16 protein-coding genes are annotated in these 14,554 nt (G+C 69.8%); 1 reads left to right on the top strand and 15 read right to left on the bottom strand.

Annotated features, from left to right (window positions below; translation table 11 throughout):
* Positions 1 to 121: 121 nt before the first annotated feature.
* The 15 genes from ACFW5B_RS10920 to ACFW5B_RS10850 form a co-directional block, all read right to left on the bottom strand.
* Entirely contained in the window at positions 122 to 1,825 is a 1,704-nt protein-coding gene (locus tag ACFW5B_RS10920; protein WP_386436548.1) for a cholesterol oxidase substrate-binding domain-containing protein, read from the bottom strand.
* A 205-nt stretch (positions 1,826 to 2,030) separates the two neighbouring features.
* The gene (locus ACFW5B_RS10915; RefSeq protein WP_386436545.1) at positions 2,031 to 2,441 is read right to left on the bottom strand and encodes a gas vesicle protein K; all 411 of its coding nucleotides are present in this window, start codon (positions 2,439 to 2,441) and stop codon (positions 2,031 to 2,033) included.
* A 131-nt stretch (positions 2,442 to 2,572) separates the two neighbouring features.
* Entirely contained in the window at positions 2,573 to 2,782 is a 210-nt protein-coding gene (locus ACFW5B_RS10910; RefSeq protein WP_386436880.1) for a gas vesicle protein, read from the bottom strand.
* Between the two features lie 74 nt (positions 2,783 to 2,856).
* Positions 2,857 to 3,675 carry a GvpL/GvpF family gas vesicle protein gene (locus ACFW5B_RS10905; protein WP_386436542.1) on the bottom strand — a complete coding sequence of 273 codons (819 nt, stop codon included), beginning with the start codon at positions 3,673 to 3,675 and terminating at the stop codon, positions 2,857 to 2,859.
* Complete coding sequence (locus ACFW5B_RS10900; RefSeq protein WP_386436540.1) at positions 3,672 to 4,097, bottom strand: gas vesicle protein; 426 nt, start codon at positions 4,095 to 4,097, stop codon at positions 3,672 to 3,674. Before ACFW5B_RS10900 ends, ACFW5B_RS10905 begins: the two co-directional genes overlap by 4 nt.
* A gap of 30 nt (positions 4,098 to 4,127) precedes the next feature.
* Positions 4,128 to 5,243, bottom strand: a complete 1,116-nt coding sequence (locus ACFW5B_RS10895; protein WP_386436537.1) for an SRPBCC family protein — start codon at positions 5,241 to 5,243, stop codon at positions 4,128 to 4,130.
* Positions 5,236 to 5,805, bottom strand: coding sequence for a hypothetical protein (locus ACFW5B_RS10890; RefSeq protein WP_386436534.1), 570 nt, complete (start codon positions 5,803 to 5,805; stop codon positions 5,236 to 5,238). Before ACFW5B_RS10890 ends, ACFW5B_RS10895 begins: the two co-directional genes overlap by 8 nt.
* A gap of 29 nt (positions 5,806 to 5,834) precedes the next feature.
* A complete protein-coding gene (locus ACFW5B_RS10885; RefSeq protein ID WP_386436531.1) occupies positions 5,835 to 6,092 on the bottom strand; it encodes a gas vesicle protein GvpG in 258 nt (85 codons plus the stop codon).
* A 70-nt stretch (positions 6,093 to 6,162) separates the two neighbouring features.
* Positions 6,163 to 6,876: a GvpL/GvpF family gas vesicle protein gene (locus ACFW5B_RS10880; protein WP_386436529.1), complete on the bottom strand. Its 714-nt coding sequence runs from the start codon at positions 6,874 to 6,876 to the stop codon at positions 6,163 to 6,165.
* A gap of 3 nt (positions 6,877 to 6,879) precedes the next feature.
* On the bottom strand, positions 6,880 to 7,320 hold the full coding sequence (locus tag ACFW5B_RS10875) for a gas vesicle structural protein GvpA (RefSeq protein WP_386436526.1): 441 nt from the start codon (positions 7,318 to 7,320) through the stop codon (positions 6,880 to 6,882).
* 79 nt (positions 7,321 to 7,399) lie between these two features.
* A complete protein-coding gene (locus ACFW5B_RS10870; protein WP_386436523.1) occupies positions 7,400 to 7,708 on the bottom strand; it encodes a gas vesicle protein in 309 nt (102 codons plus the stop codon).
* 214 nt (positions 7,709 to 7,922) lie between these two features.
* On the bottom strand, positions 7,923 to 8,552 hold the full coding sequence (gene grpE, locus ACFW5B_RS10865; RefSeq protein WP_386436520.1) for a nucleotide exchange factor GrpE: 630 nt from the start codon (positions 8,550 to 8,552) through the stop codon (positions 7,923 to 7,925).
* Complete coding sequence (dnaK, locus tag ACFW5B_RS10860) at positions 8,549 to 10,444, bottom strand: molecular chaperone DnaK (protein WP_386436517.1); 1,896 nt, start codon at positions 10,442 to 10,444, stop codon at positions 8,549 to 8,551. The genes grpE and dnaK overlap by 4 nt, the downstream gene beginning before the upstream one ends.
* Before the next feature lie 384 nt (positions 10,445 to 10,828).
* Positions 10,829 to 11,890 (bottom strand): type III polyketide synthase, encoded by a 1,062-nt coding sequence (locus tag ACFW5B_RS10855; protein WP_386436514.1) that lies wholly within the window; start codon positions 11,888 to 11,890, stop codon positions 10,829 to 10,831.
* 272 nt (positions 11,891 to 12,162) lie between these two features.
* Positions 12,163 to 13,371 (bottom strand): cytochrome P450, encoded by a 1,209-nt coding sequence (locus ACFW5B_RS10850; protein ID WP_386436511.1) that lies wholly within the window; start codon positions 13,369 to 13,371, stop codon positions 12,163 to 12,165.
* Positions 13,372 to 13,799: 428 nt separating this feature from the next.
* On the opposite strand from ACFW5B_RS10850, the gene ACFW5B_RS10845 reads away from it, so the two are divergent.
* Positions 13,800 to 14,531 (top strand): SDR family oxidoreductase, encoded by a 732-nt coding sequence (locus tag ACFW5B_RS10845; RefSeq protein ID WP_386436508.1) that lies wholly within the window; start codon positions 13,800 to 13,802, stop codon positions 14,529 to 14,531.
* Positions 14,532 to 14,554: the final 23 nt, after the last annotated feature.

Below are 14,554 nucleotides of genomic sequence, written 5' to 3'. Positions count from 1 at the left end.
CATCCTCGTGATGACCACTTAGCCGGTTGTTTCCTGGGCTTGTTACGGGTGTGACGCGGGGGTCAGGTGATATCCGAAGGGGGGCGCGCGGAAATTTCGCGCGCCCCCCTTGGAGGAGGTCTCAGGGCAGCAGGGTGTCGAGGAAGGTATTCGAGAACACCCGTGCCGGGTCATAGGAGTTGAGGATGTCCCGCGCGGTGCGCCACCCGTCGAAGGCGGCCGGAACGCTGCCGCCCAGCGTGGCGGCGTCCCGCCACGGACCGCTGTCCGTATAGGCCCAGCCCTTGGACCACTCGGGACGCACGGTCGCATACGACCCGGTGTAGGTCCGCCAGATCCACTGCTCCAGTTCACGGAAGAACGGCGCGGCACCCGGCGTACCGGGATACGTGGCGAAGTCCAGCCACACCACGGTGTCCCACTCCGGCCGGTCCGGACGGGCCCGCGCAGGGGACAGCAGGGGACCGTCGACCGGGTCGGTGCCGGTGATCCGCAGTTCGATCGGACCGTTGACGGGGAAGGAACCACGGCTCTGATGAGCCGAGAGCACCTGCTGATAGCGGGAGTAGAAGTCGTTCACCACGCGCTGCACATTCGCCCGGGAGGTCAGCACCGCCCACCCCGCCTCGACGATCCGCAGTGTCGTGGGCTCGACGTACAGCAGGGCGTTCTTCGACCAGCCCCACACGTCCCAGGTGCCGGTGACGATCAGTCCGGAGCCGACGATGGACATGGCCAGCTTGGTGAACGCGGGCGTCTTGTCGCCCCCGCCGGAGGCGATCTCCCCGAGCAGCCGCGACATCTCCTCCGTGACCCGGTTGGCGAAGGTGTAGGCGTACGGGGTGTCGATCTGCTTGGCGAACAGCGGCTTGCTGGGCGTCACGCTCCACACCTTCAGCCACGGCACATCGGTGAACGGGAACCAGATCGCCTCGATGCGACCGGTGCGGTCCAGGTAGGAGCCGATCGTGCGGCCGCCCGTGCCCGGCGGACCGAAGACGGTGCCCACGTTCACGTCGTACCAGTTCTGGCAGCGTATCCGGGTGTTGGCCGCCGCGGTCATGGTCACCTCGGTGACGAAGGCGCGGCCCAGGTGGACCAGGAAGGCCCGGATGTCCGGGTCGGAGCGGGAGAACGTGCGGAGCACATAGCGGCCTTCCGCCGCGCTCCAGACCACCGCGGTGAGCGAGGTGACCAGGGAACTCAGGGTGCCGAAACCGGAGCCCGCGGGCGGGTTCTCGGTGGCGGTGGGCACCCCGGTGCCGTGGCCGCCGATGGCGAGCACCCCGCCGATGGTGAGGTCCCCGGGCGCCGTGGTGGTGGCGAGGCCCAGCCCCGACTCCTCCAGGCGGGCGAGGATGCTGTCGAGGGTCGCGCCCGCCTGCGCGGTGACGCTCCCCGGATTGCCGCCGCGCACGCTGACCGCGGTGAGGTGGGAGGTGGTGTCGACGATGACCGTACGGTTGGTGTCGGCCCCGGCAGGCACCACCAGCGGCGACCAGGTGTGCCCCTTACCCCGGGCGCGGAGCCGGTAGCCGTGCTGATGGGCCCAGTTGGCGAGGGTGACCACATCGTCGGGCGTACGGGCCGAAGCCGTCCAGACGCCCTCGACGACGATCTCCAGCGACCAGTTGCGGAAGGCCTGTTGGGCGAGCGGAATGCCCGCGGGAAAGTCGGGCGGAGGGGTGAGCGTCGCCGCGGCGCTGCCCGCGGGGATGCGATGGGCGGGCTGGAGCCCGGCTGCCGCCGCAAGTCCCACTGCGGCGGCCCCGGTGAGTAACGAACGGCGGGTGAGGGAGGTGCGGCGAGCGCTGTCGTCGGACATGGCTGTCCTTCCGGCACGCGGCGCGCCGGCCCCGTTGCACCGCGCACGGATCGAAGGGGTGAGACGTACGAGCGCCCCGGTGCGGTGGGGGTGTGCCGGAAGAGTAGGGTGACGGGCTGTCAGTTGCAATGCCCGTGCGGGTGGGCGGTGGGCGGCGGGTGGCGGTGGCGGAATCGGGCGGTGCCCCGGTCTGTGCGGCCCCGGATCAGCCCGCGTCGTGGCGGGGCAGCAGCGACCCCAGCGGGCCGAGATCGAGATTGAGATCCTGCATGGTGAGTCCGTAGCGCGCACAGAGTTCCGTCATCCGGTCCTGGAGGATCATCAGCGTCAGCCCGATCCGCTCCTCCTGCTCCTCGCTCAGATCTCCCTGGTCGACGCGGTGCACCGCGGTCCGCTCCATGAGCTGCCGCAGGAGCTCCACGATCGTCAGCACCAGCTTGATGAGGTCGCGCTCCACCGTCTCCGGATCGGTCCGCAGCCGTTGGGCGAGCGCGCTGCCCTGCCCCTGCGACGGCTCCTCGGCCGGTGCCGGCGCCAGGTCGAAGGCGCGCGCCGCGGCTCGCGCCACCTCCGCGAAGGCGGGTTCCACCGCTGCGGCGGCCAGTTCGTTCGTCATGGGGTACCCCCCTTGATCGGCTTCATCGGCTTCATCGGCTTCATGGGCTTCATGGACCGCACGGCTTCATGGCTTCATGGTCGGTCCGTGCCGGCGGAGTGAGCCGTACGGGAGGGGCTGGCGTGCGGGTCTCACCACGGCGCCGGATCATCGGGCGTGATCGAGCGAATGACGGCCCGCAGGTTGATGTGCACCAGATCCACATCGGCGATCGACAGCACCACATCTCCGGTGAGCACCGCGCCACCGTTCAGCAGCCGGTCCAGGAGATCGACGAGCGCGATCTGCCGCCCCGCGAGCGACTCTTCCGCGCAGAGACCGTCCGGATACGGGGCCTGCACGCGCGCGATCCCGTCCCACGCGGTCTCTGCGCCCGCGTTCTCTGTTCCCGCGCTCTCATGAAGGTCACCCGTCATCACGCACTCCGGCTTCCCGCGGGCGCGGTCGCGAAGGAGTACGGGGCCCACGGCCCGGTCACCTCGACGCGTACGCCGGGGGCGCCGTCGGCCACGCCCGTGAGGGCCCGGTGGAATTCCCGGATGCGGTCCGTGGGCACCAGATAGGCCTCATTGGCGATGTTTTCGCCCGCGCCCGGGGCCAGTTCCCCCTGCTGCGGGCGATGCGCGACCCGGTCCCGGGCCAGGGCGCTCGCCCGCTGCCGTACGTCCTCGGCCACGGCGCCCGCCGCACGGTAGGTATCGCGCTGCGTCCGGTGCTGAGCCCGGCGCCGCTGGAGGTACGCCCGGCCGGGGCCGGCCGGGGAGGTGGCGGAGGCGGGGCCATCGGGGGCCGGAGGCGGCGCCGCCGCTGCCGCGCGCGGGTCCGCGTACACCTTCACGCCCAGCTCGGCATGGTCTTCGAGCCGGGAGAGCAGCGCCGCGAACTCGGCGCCGCGCTCCCGCAGCATCGACCCCACCCGGGCGTCGTCCAGATACACGGTGGCCAGCCGCATCGGGAGGACGGTCGTGCCGCTGTGCGCGCCCTCGACGACCGTGTGGTGGGTACGTGCGATCTCCGCCAACTCCGGCAGATTCTCCAGCTGCGCCTTCATGCCCTCCGCGCTGAAGGCGTCGGCCGGGACGGAGGAGACGAGCGCGGTGAGGCGGCCGGCGGTGACGGTCCGCAGCTGCCCGGCCCGCAGCCCGGTGAGCCGGGGGGCCGTCCTGTCGAGCCCGCTGCCCGCCCGGCCGATGGCGTAGACGTACGAACTCCAGGGGCGAGCGGACGCTCTCACTGTTCCTCCTCGTGGTCCGGCCGGTGCCCTCCGGGACTCCGGGGCGAGCCGATCGCCGCGCGTAACTCGGCTATTTCGGCGCGCAGTTGCTCATTCTCCTCGGCCAGGGCATCGGGGCCGGCCGGTGCCGAGGTCCCGGCGGGCACCTGCTGCGGTGGGCGGGCGCGGGACGAGAGTGAGGGGTCGTGCTCCCACCAGTCGATGCCCATCTCCTTGGCCTTGTCGACGGAGGCGACGAGCAGCCGGAGCTTGATGGTCAGCAGCTCGATGTCGAGCAGATTGATCTGGATATCGCCCGCGATCACCACGCCCTTGTCGAGGACGCGTTCCAGGATGTCGGCCAGGTTGGCGGACGATCCCGGTCCGCCGTAGGGGGACGCAGCGGAGGGCGGCCCCATACGGCCGGCCAGTGAATCGGACATGATCAGCCTCGTCTGTGCGGTCGGGACGGGTCAGCGGGTGGCGGCGGTACGACGGCCCCGGGAGGGCGGCGCCGGCTCGTCCTCGTCCTCGTCGTCCGCGTAGGTGCCGCGCTCGTCCGGAGGGATGCCGTCCTCGTCGACGGGCTCTTCGGGGTGGTCGTCGTCCTCGGCGGGCGGCTCTTGCAGATCGGCGTCCTCATCGAGCGGAACTTCGGGGTCGTCGTCCTCGGCGGGCGGCTCGTCAGGGTCGTCGGCCTCGTCCTCCGCGCTCTCGTACGGTTCGGCGTCCTCCTGCTCCGCTTCGACGGCGTCGGCGTGCTCGACCACGACCTCGCCGTCCTGGATCTCGCCCCGCCAGCCGTCGGTGGCCTCGCCCCGCTGCATGAGGAAGGCGCGGTAGAGCTTGAGGTCCAGCCGGGCCCGGCGGCCCTGGGCGCGCCAGATGTTGCCGGTCTTCTCGAACAGCCCCTTGGGGAAGTACTCCAGCACCAGCAGGACCCGCGTCAGGTTGTCGGTGAGGCGGTGGAAGGTCACCACACCCTTGACCGTGCCCTTGGCGCCCTCGGTGGTCCAGCTGATGCGCTCGTCGGGCACCTGCTCGGTGACATTGGCCCGCCAACTACGGGTGGACTTGGCGACCTTCACCTTCCAGTTGCTGGTGGTGTCATCGGAGGTCTCGACACTGACGACGCCCTTGGCGAAGGTGCTGAACTCCTGGAACTGCGTCCACTGGTCGTACGCCTCACGCACGGGCACGCCCACATCGATGTCCTCGACGATGGTCACCCTCTTGGACTTCCCGCCGCCGCCCTTGCGGCCCGCCCCGAACAGCCCCTTGACCTTGTCCTTGAGGGTGCCCTTGACGGTGTCCTTGAGATGGGAGGCGCCGGCGGTCAGCGCGGCCCGCTGCGGCGAGGTGCCCGCACCGAGCGCCGCACCGCCCTTGGCCAGGCTGCCCAACAGCCCTCCGGCGCCCTGGCCGGGTTCGGCGAGTTTGCCGATGCCCTCGCCCAGCTTGTGCCCGAGGCGGGTGACGGTGTGCTGGGCCCGTGCCTGGAGGTACTGCTGTAGCTCCTCCTTGAGCTGTTCGGCCGCCGGGCTCCGGGTCACCTCGTCCTTCACCTTCCGGAACGTGGACTCAGCCATGGCGGCCTCCGCGGTCGGCGGCCGTGCGCGCGGCAGCGGCGGACTTCTTACGGGCTCCCGAGGCGCTCCCGGCCGCGCGGCGCGCGGTGGTGCGCCGGCCGGCGCTGCCCGGGGACGTCTTCTCCCGTTGCCGCTCGCGCTCCCGCCCCTGCTCCGTGGGCGCCGCCCGCTGCTGCTTCTCGTCCGTCGCCCGCTGCTCCTCCTCGGCCGCCGCCGGCCGCGGATGCTCGTCGCCGGGGGTCCGCTCGGCCTCGTCGGCTGTCTCCTGGCCCTCGGCCAGGGCCGCGGTCCGCTCGCGCAGGGAGCCGGCCAGGCCGTTCATCCGCTGGGTGAGCGCGGTGCCGGCCGCCGCCTTCGTGGCGTCCACCAGTTCCTTGCGCACCTGGTCGTTGAGGGGGCCCAGAACGGGGGAGTTGGCCACCAGCGTGCGCAGCTGCCGCGAGTCCGGTTTCAGCTTCCGGCCGGCCAGGAACATGCCCAGGCCGATGGCCATCTTGGCCTTTTTCGTGCGTCCCAGTAAGTAGCCCCCGACGAGGGCCACACCTATCTTCGCGGTGCTCATCATCCTTCGTACACCTCAATCTCCTCTGATCAGGAGTCGCTACGTAGTCGTTGTCGGTGGGCCTCCAGCCACTCCAGCCGGTCCAGCAACTCGTCCTCGCGGGCGTCGAACTCCTCCGGACCGATGCTGCCTTCCACCAACTGCCGCTCCAGAGCGGCCAGTTCCGCACGGACCGGCGCCGGGTCGCAGTACTCGCGCTCGGCGGTGAGCAGCACCTGATCCAGGACCCAGACCGTGCCCCGTACCGGAGCCAGGGGCAGGGTCAAAAGCTGTCCGAGCAGGCCCATGGACCGGCTCTCCCTTCTGTGTTCGGACGAGTCCTCGATCCGCCGAGTCCGCGATCCGGCTCATCCGTGGTCAGACGAAGCTGTACGGCGGCAGCGGGCCGTGCAGGCTGAAGGTGTAGGCGTCGCCGCGCCGCCCGGCCTCCTCATGGACCGCCTCCGAGAAGGCCGCGACCCTGTCCCGCTCGACGAGGAAGGACACCGTGAGGAGGTGGTCCCGCGTCGGTCCGGCTTCCGCGGTGCGTTTCGCGGTCCGGCCGAGCCGGGTCACGATGTCCGACCGGGCGTGCTCCTGACGGGCCCGTACCTGCTGCGAGATCAGCTCGCCGAGCGCCATCTTGTCGTCGTACGCGCCGGGGTTCTGCCGGGTACGGTCGTTCAGCCGCCGCACCTCGGCGGACTCCCGCATGATCTCCCGCAGCAGATCGTCCTCGTCGCGTACCACTTTGAGGTGGTACTCACGGCAGCCGTCGGTCTCGGCGAGCCGCCGGAGGTAGCTGTCGCGGTCCTGCTCCAGAGCGGCGGCGACCTCTTCGTCGTCGGCGCCCACCAGCCCGAAGCGCATCGGCAGGGCGGCACCGTCGGCCAGCAGACGCTCCTGAACGTCCTGGTGGGCCGCCACATCGCGGCGTTTGGCCCGTAACCCGGGGGGTGCGTCGCTGACCACCGCGCACAGGTCCTTCGTGCTGACGGTGCGCAGCTGGGCAGCGGGGTTGCCGACCCCGCCGACACCGGACAGCCGCAAGGGGTGGCCGACTGCGGTGATGGCGTAGAGGTAGGTGCCCATCGCTCAGTCCTCCCGGCGGCGTGTGGTGCGGCGGTTGCCGGTCGTGGAGGTTTTCCGTGCCGGGCGCTCTTCCTGTTCCGCGGCGTCGTCCTGGCCCTGCTGAAGGGATTCGCTGAAGGCCTCGACGGCGCCGGTCAGCGCGCCTTTCGACTTTCCTTTGGCGCCGCTCTCGGCGGTCTCTCCGACCAGATCGGTGAGCTGGCTCGGTGCCTTGCGGCCGGCTTCCAGATCGAGCCGGTTGCACGCCTCGGCGAAGCGCAGATAGGTGTCCACGCTCGCGACGACGACGCGTACATCGATCTTGAGGATTTCGATGCCGACGAGGGAAACCCGGACGAAGGCATCGATGACCAGTCCCCGGTCGAGGATCAGCTCAAGAACATCGTAGAGATTTCCCGAACCACTCCCAGTGGTCGCGGTGTTGGAGTGCTGAACGGCAGTCACGGTCGATCGTCCCTTCCAGTTGACTGGAGCGGGTCATGGGGCCGTGTGCGGTGGTGACGGATGCGGAGCGGTGGACGGCCTATCGGTCGATCTGGCCCCGCCCGTACCGGCGGGTCCGCTCATATCCCATGAGCTGACCTCGTTCATCGAGGTAGACGCGGTAGGAAGCCATCACGCTCGCGGTGTCCGGCACTCTTTCGATCTCCACCACTTCCACGTCCGCCAGCCAACCGTCATCGGTGGGCTTGAGCGCCGATACCGTGCCGGGCTCGCACTGCAGTAGCTGGGCAAGTTGCCCGGAGGCGTGGCGCATTGCCGCGGGGGCGGTGATGCGCTCCGGTCCGTCGCCGGGTGCTTTCTCGCGTTCCGTGCTTTCCTCGGTCGCCATGATCCCGCCTGTCGCGCGTCGTAGGGCTTCTGTCGAAGTGCGGAGTCCGTCAGCCGGCGGTAGAGGATCGGGTGCCCCTCGGGCTCGAACATATGCGTAGCCGCGTACGTGGGCGGCCCATCATGGCGACGGAGAGTAGCGCAGGCAGGCAGCGGAACCCGCAAACCGGCCATGTCAATTCCGGTGTGCGGGGCGGTAATTCAGAGGAAAGGCGTCACGAGGCGGCGGGCGGTTCGCCCGCGACCGCCACCTCGGCGGGGCGCAGCAGCTGATCGCCGACCCGGTAGCCCTGGCGGAGCACCTCGGTGCAGATGGCCTGTTCCAGCCGGTCGGTGGGGGTGTAGGTGATGGCCTCGTGAATCAGCGGGTCGAACGGGTCGCCCACCGCGCCGAGGGCCTCCAGGCCCAGCGTCCCGAGCTGGGTGCGCAGGGCCTCGGCGACCTGCTGGAAGCCACCGGTCACCTCGCCCTGCGCGGTGGCTTCGGCGAGCGAGTCGAGCACGGGCAGCAGCCGGCTCAGCACATTGGCGACCGCGATCTCGCCGACCGCCAGCCGGTCGCGGTGGACCCGCTTGCGGTAGTTGTCGTACTCCGCCTTCAGCCGTTGCAGATCCGCCGTCCGCTCCCGCAGTTCGGTCTGCAGCACCGCTTCCGGCGGCACGGGCCGGCCGGCGGGCTCGTCATGTCCGGACGGCCTGCCGGTCACGCCCTGCCCGGTCGTCCGTTCCTCCGGGCGGCCGGTGGTGTCCGGCGGGCCGGGCGGGGAGCCCTCCGCCGGGCCGTGTCCGACGAGGGCCAGCGGTGGGTGAGGGCGGCCGTGCACGTTGGTCGGGCGGTGGTTCATCGTGCGCTGCCCTCCTGTTTGTCGTCGTCGACGATCTCCGCGTCGACGACATCGTCCTGCTCCCCGCCGGCGGCACCCGCCCCCTCACCGGCGGCCGCGCCCTCGGCCCCCGGGGTGGTCTGCGCGCCCTGGGTGTCGGCGTACATGGCCTGGCCCATCTTCTGGGAGACGGCCGCGAGCTTCTCGGTGGCGGTGCGGATCTCCGCGGTGTTGTCGCCGTCGGAGGACTGGTTCTTGAGCTTTTCCTTCAGCTCGGTGACGGCTTCGCCGACCTCGGTCCTGACCTCGCCGGGGATCTTCTCCTCGTTGTCCTTGAGGAACTTCTCGGTCTGGTAGACGAGCTGCTCGGCCTGGTTGCGGGTCTCGGCGGACTCGCGCCTGCGGCGGTCCTCCTCGGCGTGGTGCTCGGCGTCGCGGACCATCCGGTCGATGTCGTCCTTCGGCAGCGAGGAGCCGCCGGTGACGGTCATCTTCTGCTCCTTGCCGGTGCCCAGGTCCTTGGCCGTGACGTGCATGATGCCGTTGGCGTCGATGTCGAAGGAGACCTCGATCTGCGGGACCCCGCGAGGAGCCGGCGGCAGTCCGGTCAGCTGGAACATCCCGAGCTTCTTGTTGTACGCCGCGATCTCGCGCTCGCCCTGGTAGACCTGGATCTGCACGGACGGCTGGTTGTCCTCGGCCGTCGTGAAGATCTCGGAGCGCTTGGTCGGGATCGTGGTGTTGCGTTCCAGGAGCTTGGTCATGATGCCGCCCTTGGTCTCGATACCGAGGGACAGCGGGGTGACGTCCAGCAGGAGGACGTCCTTGACCTCACCCTTGAGGACACCGGCCTGCAGGGCGGCGCCGACGGCGACGACCTCGTCCGGGTTGACGCCCTTGTGCGGGTCCTTGCCGGTCAGCTCCTTGACCAGTTCGGTCACCGCGGGCATCCGGGTCGAGCCGCCGACCAGGATCACATGATCGATGTCGGAGACCTTGATCCCGGCGTCCTTCACCGCGTTGTGGAACGGGTTCTTGCAGCGCTCCAGCAGATCGGCGGTGAGCTGCTCGAACTGGGAGCGGGTGAGCTTCTCGTCCAGGTGCAGCGGCCCGTCGGCCGACGCACTCAGATACGGCAGGTTGATCGTGGTCTCGGTCGCCGCGGACAGTTCGATCTTCGCCTTCTCGGCGGCCTCCCTGAGCCGCTGGGTGGCCATCTTGTCCTGGGACAGATCGATGCCGTACGCGTTCTTGAACTGCTTGGTCAGGTAGTCGACGATCCGCTGGTCCCAGTCGTCGCCGCCCAGGTGGGTGTCGCCGTTGGTGGCCTTCACCTCGACCACGCCGTCGCCGATCTCCAGCAGCGAGACGTCGAAGGTGCCGCCGCCGAGGTCGAAGACCAGGATGGTCTGGTCGTTCTCCTTGTCGAGGCCGTAGGCCAGGGCGGCCGCGGTCGGCTCGTTGACGATCCGCAGCACCTTCAGGCCCGCGATCTCACCGGCCTCCTTGGTGGCGGTGCGCTGGGCGTCGTTGAAGTACGCGGGAACGGTGACCACGGCGTCCGTGACGTCCTCGCCCAGATATTCCTCGGCGTCGCGCTTGAGCTTCTGCAGCACCCGGGCGGAGATCTCCTGTGCGGTGTACTGCTTGCCGTCGATGTCGCCCTGCTCCGGGAAGCGCCACTGCGCCTCGCCCATGTGGCGCTTGACCGACCGCGCGGTGCGGTCGACGTTGGTCACGGCCTGCCGCTTGGCGATCTCGCCGACCAGCACATCACCGCCCTTGGCGAAGCCGACCACCGACGGGGTGGTCCGGGCGCCCTCGGCGTTGGTGATGACCGTGGGCTCGCCGCCCTCCAGCACACTGACCACCGAGTTCGTCGTCCCAAGGTCAATACCCACTGCACGCGCCATGGTCTTCTCCTCACCTTGCGGCCCGCCTGCGGAACGGCCCCGCGTAGGCCTCCTCACCTGCTGATACGGAGAGCAAGCCGCCTATTCATCTGCATAAAACGCACTGACCCACATGTCAAGATATTCCCATTCAAGAGAAAAGTCCGTAATGCGCCAACCGCTGTCGGGCGCCTGGACAGGGTGGCCCTCGGGTGCCCCCGCTCCCGGCACTCCGGCCGCCCACGGCACCTCCAGGTGTGGCGTGCTCCTGCCGCCTCCCGCGCCGCCGCACCGGGCCGGGGCCGCTCGCTACCCCAGCGGAGTGAGGCGTCGCCGGCCGTGCCGCGCGGGCACACGGGCGGTGCGCCCGGCGGATCACCGTCCGGACGCACCGAGCGGACGCGCTCACGCCGCGGCGGGGTCCGAGGCCCAGGTGCCGAGGGCCATCTCCGCCGTGATGCCGGGGCCGAACCCCGCCAGCAGCCCCCGCTGCCCCTCGGTGACCGACGCCTCGTCGAACATCCTCGCCAGGGCGTCGAGCACCACACCGCTGGCGATGTTGCCGTACTCGGTCAGCGTCGCGCGGCTGAAGCGGAACGCCTCGGGCGGCACCTCCAGGAAGCGGCACAGGTCGTCCAGGATGCGCGGACCGCCCGCGTGGACGATGTAGAAGTCCAGTTCGCCCGCGTCCCATTGGTGCTGCTCCGCGACGGCGCGCAGGGCCGGGGCGAGCGGCTCCATGGTGCCGGGCACCCGCTTGTCCAGCTGGAAGTGGAATCCGGTGGCCCGCACCGCGTAGGAGATCCAGTCCTCGGTGTGCGGGATCAGATACGAGCTGTTGCGCTCCAGTTGGACGCCGGTGCCGCCGTTCCCCCGGACCACGGCGGCCGCGACCGCATCGCCGAACAGCCCGTTCGACAGCAGCGATCCGACGCCCAGATCCGTGGGCTGGTAGCACAGCGAGCAGAACTCACAGGCCACGATGAGGACATTGCCGTCGGGGTACGCCCGGCAGAAGTCATGGGCCCGGTTGATCGCGGCGCCTCCCGCGGCACAGCCGAGCTGGGCGATCGGCATCTGCCGGGTCTCCGAGCGGAAGCCGAGGGTGTTGATGAGCCAGGCCGTCAGGGACGGCATCATGAAGCCGGTGCAGGAGACATAGACGATCAAGTCGATCTGATCCGGCTCCACTTCGGCCTGGTCGAGCGCCCTGCGCACGACGGCCGGGACACGCGCCTTGGACTCCTCCTCGTAGACCGCGCTGCGGGAGTCGAGACCGGGGTGCTTGAGCACCTTGTCGATCGGCTGGATCAGATGGCGTTTGCGTACCCCGGTGTGCTCGATGAGGCGGAGCACCAGCCGCAGCTGCGAATGATCCTTGTGCAGCCGTCGCGCGAGGTCGAGGGTGTCGTCCTGGGTGATGACGTATTCAGGGACCGCGATTGCAGGTTTGCACAGAACCGCCATGGGATGGGCTCCTTGCAGACATTGGCCCGCCAGGGAATTCCCGGATTCCCTTTCGGGTCGCTGCCGCCCGGTGCCCCGGCGGGGCCAACCTGCCGGAATAGCCGGAAGGTTGGCCCCGGCGGAAAACAGCGGACGGATATGCGCGACCCGGGAGAGAACGGTGCGCGGACCAGCCGTCGAAGAATGAACTCTCCCTCTACGGGTGGATCTTCTTTCCGACTAGTAACCGTACGCCAGTGAGGTGAGTTCTGCATGCGCGGCGTCCGCCCGCGTCACCAGGCGACCGGCAGCTCCAGCGGATAGCGCCAGATCGAGTTCGTGTTCCAGCGCACCTCCTCGGCCGGCTGCGCCAGCCGGAGGCCGGGGAAGCGCTCCAGGAGGGCGCCGAGGGCGACTTCCAGCTCCGTGAAGGCGAGCGGGGCGCCCAGGCAGTGGTGGCCGCCCCAGCCGAAGGTCATGTGCGACGGCCGCTCCGCACGCTCCAGGTCCAGCTCGTCGGGCCGGTCGAACTTCCGGCCGTCCCGGTTCGCGGTCAGGTACGAGACGTGCACGATGTCGCCGGCCTTGATCGTCACACCGCTCAGCTCCACGTCCTCAAGGGCGACGCGGGGAATGCCGACGCCCTTACGGAACGGGATGAAGCGCAGCAGTTCCTCCATCGCGTGCGGCAGCATCTCCGGGCGGGCCCGCAGCATGGCCAGGTCCTCGGGCCGGGTGAGCAGGGTGTAGGCGAGATTGCCGATCTCGTACGTCGTGGTGTCCTGGCCGGTGATGAGCAGCACCATGGCCAGCACCGTGAGTTCCTGGTCGTTGAGCAGCTCATCGCCGTCCCGCGCCGTCGCCAGCGCGCTGATCAGGTCGTCTCCCGGGTGCTGGCGCCGCTTCGCGGTCAGCGTCTTGAAGTACGCGCGCATGTCGGCCTTGGCGTGGACCGCTCTGTCCCGGTTCCCGGGGGTGAGGTTCATCATGGTCCGTGCGTGCCCGCGCAGTTGGGCGCGGTCGGCCTCGGGGATGTCGAGGACCTCGCAGATCGTCGTCAGCGGCAGCGGGGACGCCAGGCTCTCCATCAGGTCGACGGGGGAGCCGTGCGCGGTCATCCGGTCCAGCAGGTCGTCGACGACGTGCTGCGTACGGACCCGCATCCGCTCGACCTGACGCGGCGCGAACGCCTTGGAGACCAGGCTCCGCAGGCGGCTGCTGGCGGGCGGGTCCATCACGTTGATCGCCTCGTCCTGCACGATCGGCTCAGGAGTCATCCGCGGGAAGTCCCGGCCGATGATGGCGCTGCGGCTGAAGCGCCGGTCGGTCGTCACCGTGCGCACATCCTCGTACCGGGTCACGAGCCAGGCTTCGCCCTCCCCGTAGGGCAGTTTGATCCGGGCGACCGGTTCCTCGGTCAGCAGACGCTTCAGCGTCGGATCAAACTCCAGTGCCTCGGCATAGTCGAAGGGGCAGTTCCACACGGTAGCGCCGGGTTCCATAATGAGCTCCCGAAGTCAGAAGATGACGAGCGGATTCACCGCCTGTGAAGGAAGAATCGAAGGCGCAGGTACGCATGGGTACCGGGCCGTCAGCCGGCAGTGCGCCAATTCATCCCGGATATCGTAAACACGGGGATGCACGGGCGGCTTTACCGTCCGATCACGCTGCGGAATGGCAGGCGGCGAGGTCCGCCATTCCCCGGTGAATTCCGGCTGGGGGTGGGCGCCCGGGGCATTGCGCCATAAGGGTGACGGACCCGCCGGCTCCCGGGGCGAACGGCTCGTCGTCGAACGACACCAGTCCGTGCCGATACGGCGGGAGAGGCCGGGGCTGCCTGGGTGTGCGGCACCCCGGCACGACCCGTCCTGGTTGCGGTGCGCTCCGCCGTCGAGGCTCGCCGGTGAAGGCAACGGACAAAGGAGCAGCCATGACAGAGCAGCCAAAGGTCGTCCTGATCACCGGCGCGAGCAGCGGTATCGGCGAGGCGACCGCCCGCCGCCTGGCCGCCGACGGGCACCGGGTCTTCCTCGGCGCCCGCCGCACCGACCGGCTGGAGAAGCTGTCCGACGAGATCCGCGGCGACGGCGGTACCGCGGCCTTCCGGCGGCTGGACGTCACCTCCGCCGAGGACATGCGGTCCTTCGTCGCCGCCGCGAGCGCGGAATTCGGCCGGATCGACGTCCTGGTCAACAACGCGGGGGTGATGCCGCTGTCGCCGCTGGAGTCGCTGCTGGTGGACGAGTGGGACCGGATGCTCGATGTGAACGTGCGCGGTGTGCTCCACGGCATCGCCGCCGCGCTGCCCGTGATGCGGGCCCAGGGCGCCGGACACTTCGTCAACATCGCGTCGATCGGGGCGTATGAGGTGGTGCCCACCGCCGCGGTCTACTGCGCCACCAAATTCGCCGTACGCGCGATCTCCGACGGGCTGCGGCAGGAGTCCACGGGCGGTGTCCGGGTCAGCGTCATCTCACCGGGCGTCACGGAATCCGAACTCGCGGACACCATCACCGACCCCACGGCCAGGGACGCCATGACGGCCTACCGCGCCACGGCCCTGCCGGCCACCGCCATCGCGGACGCCATCGCCTACGCCGTCGGACAGCCGCCGGAGGTCGATGTCAACGAGCTGGTCGTGCGCCCGGTGGCCCGTACCTGAGGACCTCCGCGCGGTCTACTGCG

Source organism: Streptomyces sp. NPDC058773, from assembly GCF_042746015.1.
GTDB lineage: Bacteria > Actinomycetota > Actinomycetes > Streptomycetales > Streptomycetaceae > Streptomyces.
This window is presented reverse-complemented; position numbering and strand designations above follow the sequence as displayed.

Bases quoted from the DNA above. Each gene is read 5' to 3' on its own strand.
- ACFW5B_RS10920 (WP_386436548.1), bottom strand. From the start codon at position 1,825: ATGTCCGACGACAGCGCTCGCCGCACCTCCCTCACCCGCCGTTCGTTA.
- ACFW5B_RS10915 (WP_386436545.1), bottom strand. From the start codon at position 2,441: ATGACGAACGAACTGGCCGCCGCAGCGGTGGAACCCGCCTTCGCGGAG.
- ACFW5B_RS10900 (WP_386436540.1), bottom strand. From the start codon at position 4,097: ATGTCCGATTCACTGGCCGGCCGTATGGGGCCGCCCTCCGCTGCGTCC.
- ACFW5B_RS10895 (WP_386436537.1), bottom strand. From the start codon at position 5,243: ATGGCTGAGTCCACGTTCCGGAAGGTGAAGGACGAGGTGACCCGGAGC.
- ACFW5B_RS10890 (WP_386436534.1), bottom strand. From the start codon at position 5,805: ATGAGCACCGCGAAGATAGGTGTGGCCCTCGTCGGGGGCTACTTACTG.
- ACFW5B_RS10885 (WP_386436531.1), bottom strand. From the start codon at position 6,092: ATGGGCCTGCTCGGACAGCTTTTGACCCTGCCCCTGGCTCCGGTACGG.
- ACFW5B_RS10880 (WP_386436529.1), bottom strand. From the start codon at position 6,876: ATGGGCACCTACCTCTACGCCATCACCGCAGTCGGCCACCCCTTGCGG.
- ACFW5B_RS10870 (WP_386436523.1), bottom strand. From the start codon at position 7,708: ATGGCGACCGAGGAAAGCACGGAACGCGAGAAAGCACCCGGCGACGGA.
- grpE (WP_386436520.1), bottom strand. From the start codon at position 8,552: ATGAACCACCGCCCGACCAACGTGCACGGCCGCCCTCACCCACCGCTG.
- dnaK (WP_386436517.1), bottom strand. From the start codon at position 10,444: ATGGCGCGTGCAGTGGGTATTGACCTTGGGACGACGAACTCGGTGGTC.
- ACFW5B_RS10855 (WP_386436514.1), bottom strand. From the start codon at position 11,890: ATGGCGGTTCTGTGCAAACCTGCAATCGCGGTCCCTGAATACGTCATC.
- ACFW5B_RS10850 (WP_386436511.1), bottom strand. From the start codon at position 13,371: ATGGAACCCGGCGCTACCGTGTGGAACTGCCCCTTCGACTATGCCGAG.
- ACFW5B_RS10845 (WP_386436508.1), top strand. From the start codon at position 13,800: ATGACAGAGCAGCCAAAGGTCGTCCTGATCACCGGCGCGAGCAGCGGT.